General features: G+C 47.3%; 5 protein-coding genes and 1 pseudogene. 3 read left to right on the top strand and 3 right to left on the bottom strand.

Annotation, left to right across the window (positions count from 1 at the left end; all coding sequences use genetic code 11):
- On the bottom strand, nucleotides 1-1767 hold a 1767-nt coding region (locus HGO26_RS17765; protein WP_211085953.1), incomplete at its 3' end, for an InlB B-repeat-containing protein.
- Between the two features lie 295 nt (nucleotides 1768-2062).
- Here HGO26_RS17765 and HGO26_RS17760 point away from each other — a divergent pair.
- Nucleotides 2063-4183 (top strand): ATP-binding protein, encoded by a 2121-nt coding sequence (locus tag HGO26_RS17760; protein WP_168826874.1) that lies wholly within the window; start codon nucleotides 2063-2065, stop codon nucleotides 4181-4183.
- A complete protein-coding gene (locus HGO26_RS17755) occupies nucleotides 4176-4901 on the top strand; it encodes a response regulator transcription factor (RefSeq protein ID WP_168826873.1) in 726 nt (241 codons plus the stop codon). Before HGO26_RS17760 ends, HGO26_RS17755 begins: the two co-directional genes overlap by 8 nt.
- 35 nt (nucleotides 4902-4936) lie before the next feature.
- Here the strand turns inward: HGO26_RS17755 and glmU are convergent.
- A pseudogene (gene glmU, locus HGO26_RS17750) lies at nucleotides 4937-5253 on the bottom strand (bifunctional UDP-N-acetylglucosamine diphosphorylase/glucosamine-1-phosphate N-acetyltransferase GlmU); the annotation flags it as partial.
- 135 nt (nucleotides 5254-5388) lie between these two features.
- Between glmU and HGO26_RS22305 the strand changes: the two are divergent.
- Complete coding sequence (locus HGO26_RS22305) at nucleotides 5389-5688, top strand: hypothetical protein (RefSeq protein ID WP_211085952.1); 300 nt, start codon at nucleotides 5389-5391, stop codon at nucleotides 5686-5688.
- A gap of 300 nt (nucleotides 5689-5988) precedes the next feature.
- On the opposite strand, the gene HGO26_RS17740 is transcribed toward HGO26_RS22305, so the two are convergent.
- Nucleotides 5989-6417, bottom strand: a complete 429-nt coding sequence (locus tag HGO26_RS17740) for a hypothetical protein (RefSeq protein ID WP_168826872.1) — start codon at nucleotides 6415-6417, stop codon at nucleotides 5989-5991.
- Nucleotides 6418-6711 lie beyond the last annotated feature (294 nt).

The following is a 6711-nucleotide window of genomic DNA, read 5'->3' as shown; positions in this document are numbered from 1 at the left end:
TAACGACTGACCGTCGGCATCAACAAAGCTGACGACATACACATTCTGACTGTATTGCGCTGTCACTGTTAAAGCTGAAGTGATATTAGCAAAACTGACATCCCAACCAGTGAAGGTATACCCTTCCCGCGTCGGCACAGCTGGCGCTATCGCCGCTTGCCCATGGATGATTTGTTGGGTCGATAATGGCTGACCATCGGCATCGACAAAGCTGACAGCATAGATATTCTGGCTATATTGCGCTTTCACTGTTATCGCCGCAGTGACCTTGGCAAAACTCACATCCCAACCACTGAAGGTAAAACCTTCCCGCACCGGTGCTGTTGGTGCTGTTGCCGCCCGGCCATGAGTAATTTGCTGGGTCGATAACGACTGACCGTCGGCATCAACAAAGCTGACGACATACACATTTTGGCTGTATTGCGCTGTAACTGTTAAAGCTGAAGTGATATTAACAAAACTGGCATCCCAACCGGTGAAGGTATACCCTTCCCGCGTCGGCACAGCTGGCGCTGTTGCCGCCCGGCCATGAGTAATTTGCTGAGTTGATAATGGCTGACCATCGGCATCGACAAAGCTGACCGCATAGATATTCTGGCTATATTGCGCTTTCACTGTTATCGCCGCAGTGACCTTGACAAAACTCACATCCCAACCACTGAAGGTAAAACCTTCTCGCACCGGAGCCGCAGGCGCTGTCGCCGCTTGGCCATGAGTGATTTGCTGGGTCGATAATGGCTTGCCATCGGCATCGATAAAACTGACCTGGTAAACAGGAGCCTTCACTTGAATAGAAAATGCTGCTAATGACGCACTCAACAAACCATCACTGACACTGATTCGGATATTGGGATAGTCACCAACATGATCAAAATCTGGACTGCCGGAGAGGACGCCAGTGACTGTATCAAAAGTCGCCCAAACGGGTTTATTGGCAATTGAAAATGTTAGCCTGTCTCCCTGAGCATCGAATGCTGTTGGAGTAAAACTATACAAACTGCCTGCAAACACCGTTGTTGCTGGCTGACCTGAAAGACTCGGCGCGGTATTGACTGGTTTTGGAATAATGCTAAAACCTTTTAGGTAAACCTCGGCGCCCTGACTCAATTGAATTGATAAGTCGCCAGTATAACCATGAGCAGCGCTCAAACTTAGTCCATTAGTCCCGGGCTCAATCGTAAAATTTTCATGAAAAATTTCAGTATTATCTTTGTCCAGAGAGGTAACAGTAGCAACGAGCGGCTTATTTGCTTTGTTAACTAACATAATATTTTTCGGGGTAAATGTGGCCCTGAGATTTCTGATGAGAAATCCAGTTGTATTGAACGCATTTGAATGACTCACCAACCCTTCTTCATTGATTGCACAATAACCGCCTGGTCCCGATAGCGCCAAAATTAAAACCCCGCCACCCGGGATCGAAGGATAGAAACCGCTGGAACAGTAACCGTTTACGGCGGCCGGACCTTGAAAAAGGTAACTATCAGGCAACAGCATAATTAATTTACTGTCTTTGCCAATGTTGTAATCAGCTAAAGTGTAAACGTCGTTTGCCATTTTAGTTTGCTTAAAAAACAAAGCATAACTGTCAGGCGGATAACCTTCTTTATCTTCAATTTTAGCTTTCACATTTTCAGTTGTGTCAGACCCTTCCACATCTAGCGTAATAGTTTTGCCAGCCGGCGTTTCAACAAAAATTTGCATCGCCCAGCCGGGCCATGCGGTCAGGGCAATACACAAAATAGCTAACTGCAAGAGGCGAATCATATCTGCTCCATAGCAAAGTAATAATCAGTGGTGAGTCATTCACCAGAATAAAAAATCGCCGGATGCTAACATGTTGGTTCCAATTTCTGAACAAAAAGGCCTGGTGCTGTGTAACGTCATGTAACAGCTGTCGATGATGTGGCTGTCGGAAAAGTAGAAAAGTCACGGCAGCGCAGGTTCGTCACAACACCCTATAAAAGGTACAAAAGTTACCCTGTTATTCCTCACTAAACAGGGTAAAATAGCTAGGTTGTAGTACTCAGAGATGCCGATTGAAGGCAATCCAGGTGTGGTAATGTTGGATCCGCTCGCGCATTCGTTAGCTTCGGTCATGGTGACTTTGGCCTGTGCTTTATTTATCTGGCCGTTATATCTGCTGAATAAAGATTTTGCTGGCCCGAAACAGTGGGCGATTGGCAATAGCCTGCTGCCGCTGGGTTTGTTATTACTCAGTACTCAAAGCAAGACACCGGTTTGGCTGGGAGTGGTGTTAGCCAACCATATTTTGCTGGCCGCAGTGTTAGCCATTTTATGGGGCACCCGCTTATTCTTCGGCTACCAGCGCAACAAAAGCTTGTTAACTGTACTCACGCTCAGCTTTAGCCTGCCTTTTTTGTATTTCACCTATATCACGCCTTATACCGATGGCCGCATTATCCTGGTCAGTCTGATGTTTTCCCTTTGTAGCTTGCTGAGTATCCGGGTGCTGAGAGCCAAACAAAAAGCCGGATTTTCATTAGGGGTCAAACTGTTTCAGGCGGTCCTGATGTTATTAATCATGCTGATGAGCTACCGTATTGCTTATATCATGTTGGTCGGTGACTTAGGCGGTATCTTTAGCTTTAATCTATTAAATGTGGCGGTGGCGGCTTTATCATATTTTGTGGTTTATGGGTTGACGCTGAGTTATTTCCTACTCTGCTCAGAACGACGTATCCAGATGCTGGATAGGTTACAACAACAAACCAAAGCCGAAGCCGCGTTAAAAAGCCGCTTTCTGGCGTCATTGAGCCACGAATTACGCACGCCGCTCAATGCCATCGTCGGCAAAGCACAACTGATGAGGTTACAACAACAGGATCCGCAGCTGCAGCAGGATTGCAGCATTATTATTGACGCAGGCATGGCATTATCGACCATGGCGCAACAAGTGCTGGAGCACGCCAGTCTGGAGCATGGCGAGGTGCAAATCCAACCTCAGGACACCTTATTACTCCCCTGGTTGCAGAGCATCCTCGATACGATGCAGCCGCTGGCGCAAGCACGGCAATTGGCGTTAAGTTTGCAAACAGCACAGCTGAATTCGCAGCACATCTATCGTTTTGATCAGGGCAAAGTACGGCAGGTGCTGATTAATTTGCTGGGCAATGCCATTAAATATACCGATCATGGCTTTGTCCGGCTGCAGGTGCAACTGACTGATCAGAGCGCCCCACAACACAGCATCAGGTTCGCCGTTGAAGACAGTGGCATTGGCATCAGCCCTGACGACCAGCGCGATATTCTGACGCCTTTTATCCGGGCTTCGCAGCAGGAACTGCGGGAAGGTACTGGCCTGGGTTTATCTTTATGTCAAAAAGCACTGCAGTTATTGGGGACGGAATTAAAATTTACCAGCCAGCCCGGTGTTGGTAGCTGTTTTTACTTTCAGTTACCGCTGACACCGATCAGCGCTTCGGATCCTATAGCGACAGTCGCTAGCAGTACCATACCGCCCCTACATATTCTATTGGTCGAAGATGTTGAGCTAAATCAGCAGATTATCAAAGCACTGCTACAACACGATGGCCATCTGGTATTGGTGGCCGCCACTGCGGCAGAGGCGCTTGGTCTCTGTCAGCAACACAGCTTTGAGCTGATATTGCTAGATATGAATCTGCCAGACAGTGATGGCCTGAGTTTGTTCCGTCAGTTGCAACAACAGCTGGCCGGCCCCCTGCCAAGCACACTGCCACCTGTGCTGGCATTAACCGCCGATACCAGCCGGCAATTGCAGCAGGATTGTTTGGCTGCAGGCATTAAACAAGTGCTGACTAAGCCGGTAGAGCTGGCACAGTTACAACAAAGTATTCGTCAATTGTTGCCCTGGCCGTTAATAGCCAACAGCCAGACCTTTCAAAGTTTCGCCTGTTATTTACCGGCGCAACTGGTGCAACAAAAATTAGCCGGGCTGGCTGCCGAATTACAGCAGCAGATCAGCCAGTGGCCCAGTTTGCATGGCGCTGAACTGCAGGCCAATCTGCATCAATTGCGTGGTATGGCAGCTACTTTGGGATTGGAATTGCTGGCGGAGCGGCTGGCAGCACTAGAAACCCAGCTCAGTCGAGTGTCCGCATCACAACAGCCATTAAGTCAGCTTGCCAGCCGCAGTGCGCAGTTGCTACGGCAAAAAATCGAAGGAGTGCGGCATGACTGAACAAATCCGGGTGTTGTTGGTTGAAGACGACGAATGGCTTGGGTTGGCGCTCAGTGCCTTCCTGCAACAACAAGGTTTCCAGGTCAGCCTGGCACATTCGCTGGCTGCCGCCATGTCCATGTTGTCACAACCAGATTTACGACTGCTGATCGCCGATGTGCAATTACCGGATGGTTGTGGTATTGAACTGTGCCGCCAGCTATGCAAACCCCACATCGGTAAAATTTTGATCTCGTCCAACGCGTCGGAACAAAGCCGGGTGCAAGGGCTGGGCGCTGGTGCTGATGACTACATTTGCAAGCCGGTATTTCCGCAGGAGTTATTGCTTCGCATCCAGGGTTTATTGCGTCGCTTGCCGCCGCACGCTGTGACTGTACCCGATCTGCGGTTTTTACAGTTCCGGCTTAATCTGGAAAATCGTCAACTGTGCTATCAACAGCATGCACTGCAATTGAGTGAAAACGAGCAACAGTTGCTGATTAAACTGATTGCCCATCAGGGAAAAATTATCAGCCGAACAGAATTAGCGCTGGCATTGGGTGAAACAGATACTTATCTGGCAGGCCGGGCACTGGATATTGCCATCAGCCGGTTGCGGAAAAAGTTAGTGCAGCTGAGTGGTCAAGCGGAAGAACTGCTGGTGACTTACCGTAATCAGGGCTACTTATTAGTGCAGGAATGGCCGGAAGTAGGCATCAAAGAAGGAACAGCACGCTAAACCAGTCGTGCTGCTACGATAGCGCTTAAATCAGCTTATTTTTTGATTTTGACCGGTCTTTGCCAACCGCTGATATGCCGTTGTTTGGTCCGTGCGACCACCAATTCGTCGGCAGCGACGTCATGTGTCACCACAGAGCCAGCGCCACCAGTGAACTGTTGGAACCAAAAAACACACCATCTTCAATCGTGGTCTGGAATTTGTTGGCGCCATCGTAGTTACAGGTGATAGTGCCAGCACCGACATTCACTTTACTGCCGATCACCGCATCCCCCAGATAAGTCAGATGATTGGCTTTAGAACCTTAGCCTAACACGGTTTTTTTCAGTTCAACAAAGTTACCGACATGGCTGGATGGGCAGTAGCGATTTCAACGCCATCCCGATGTGCCATCGCAATAATATCGGTTAGATAAAACTCACCCTGGGCATTGTTATTTTGCAAATTCGCCAGCCAATGTTTCAGCTGTTTGCCCGGCACCGCCATAATGCAAAATTATATCGACACCGCACCTTATATGTACAACATTGTCGATGGTCAAAAAGTACCAGCTTCCCCAACAGAAGCCACACATAGAGATTATTCCAGTAAAAATATTGGCATGCTCTATTCGAGCGGTATCGAAGCAGAATACAGCAAAGTGAAAATGAATGTCGAGGGCATGCCCAACTTTTACCTTTGCACTATTGAAGATATTCGCCAGCCCTATAACAGTACTCCACAAGATAAAATCAATCTTGGGATCAGCTGGCAGCTGATCTCAGCATTACGACTGCCATGGATATGACCCGTCTTCCGGAGGCTCAGCTCAAAAGAGGAATGGATGCAGAAGGCTATCAACTTCACAGCGTATATCTCACATATCAAGCCCCTTGGTTAGCGAGCCTAGAACTCAGGATGAGACTTACTCGGTTTGGCCTGATGATGAAGAAAAAACCTTACCGGGACGTAACTACAAACTGGCCCTCAGCTATCAATTCTAGAACATACATCAACAAACACTCTCTACTGACTAAATTGTAAATTCACAAAATCAAGGCCATTGAAAACAACTTTAATGGCCTTATTTTTTGGTCTTCTCAATTTTTTAGCTCAACCTCGCCTCGAAGCGCTTAGCTCTGCGTTGGAGCAACCAAAAGAGGCTTAACACCCCAAATGAAGCGGCTAAAGTGGTCAACGTTAGAGCAAAACCTTTGAATGAAAACAGGTTTAAAGTAAAACCATCTAACACCAGTACCGCCAAGCCAAGCGGCATTTGGATAAGCACAGCGGTAAACCAATCGAAGGGAAGTTTAGGAAAGATCCTGTGGTAAGCATAAAGCACTAAACCTGCAAGCAATATCAGCAAACTCGCATCATGAGCCGCCAATAAAAGATACTCCACACTGTTATGCGAGATGTGAGGCACCGCACTCAACATGTCCAACATATAACCCGCGCTCGCGACTAATGAGAAACTGATAAAACTCAATAAGGCTAATAGGATACCAAAGCCAAGTGCGGGTAAATATTTCATGTAAGGTCTCTCTATTCGCAGGTGAAATATGCTGTCTCATCTCCCGAAAACCACAGCATGCAAGGTATAAAGGAGTAAAGATACATTAACTACAATAGCAGCCTAAATTTCCCTTAGCTATTAAGACCATAGTCTTATGTCTACCACAAACTTGTGCGCAATAAACGAGATGAAATCCAGTATCAAGTTAGTGTTTTCTCGGATAATCAGTGGATAAGCTTTTAAAATTACTAGATTAATCAAATTTCAATCTTATCGCTTAGTGATATCACCCACAATTTGCCCATGTGTTTG

This window comes from Shewanella oncorhynchi (assembly GCF_012584455.1).
Lineage (GTDB): Bacteria > Pseudomonadota > Gammaproteobacteria > Enterobacterales > Shewanellaceae > Shewanella > Shewanella oncorhynchi.
This window is presented reverse-complemented; position numbering and strand designations above follow the sequence as displayed.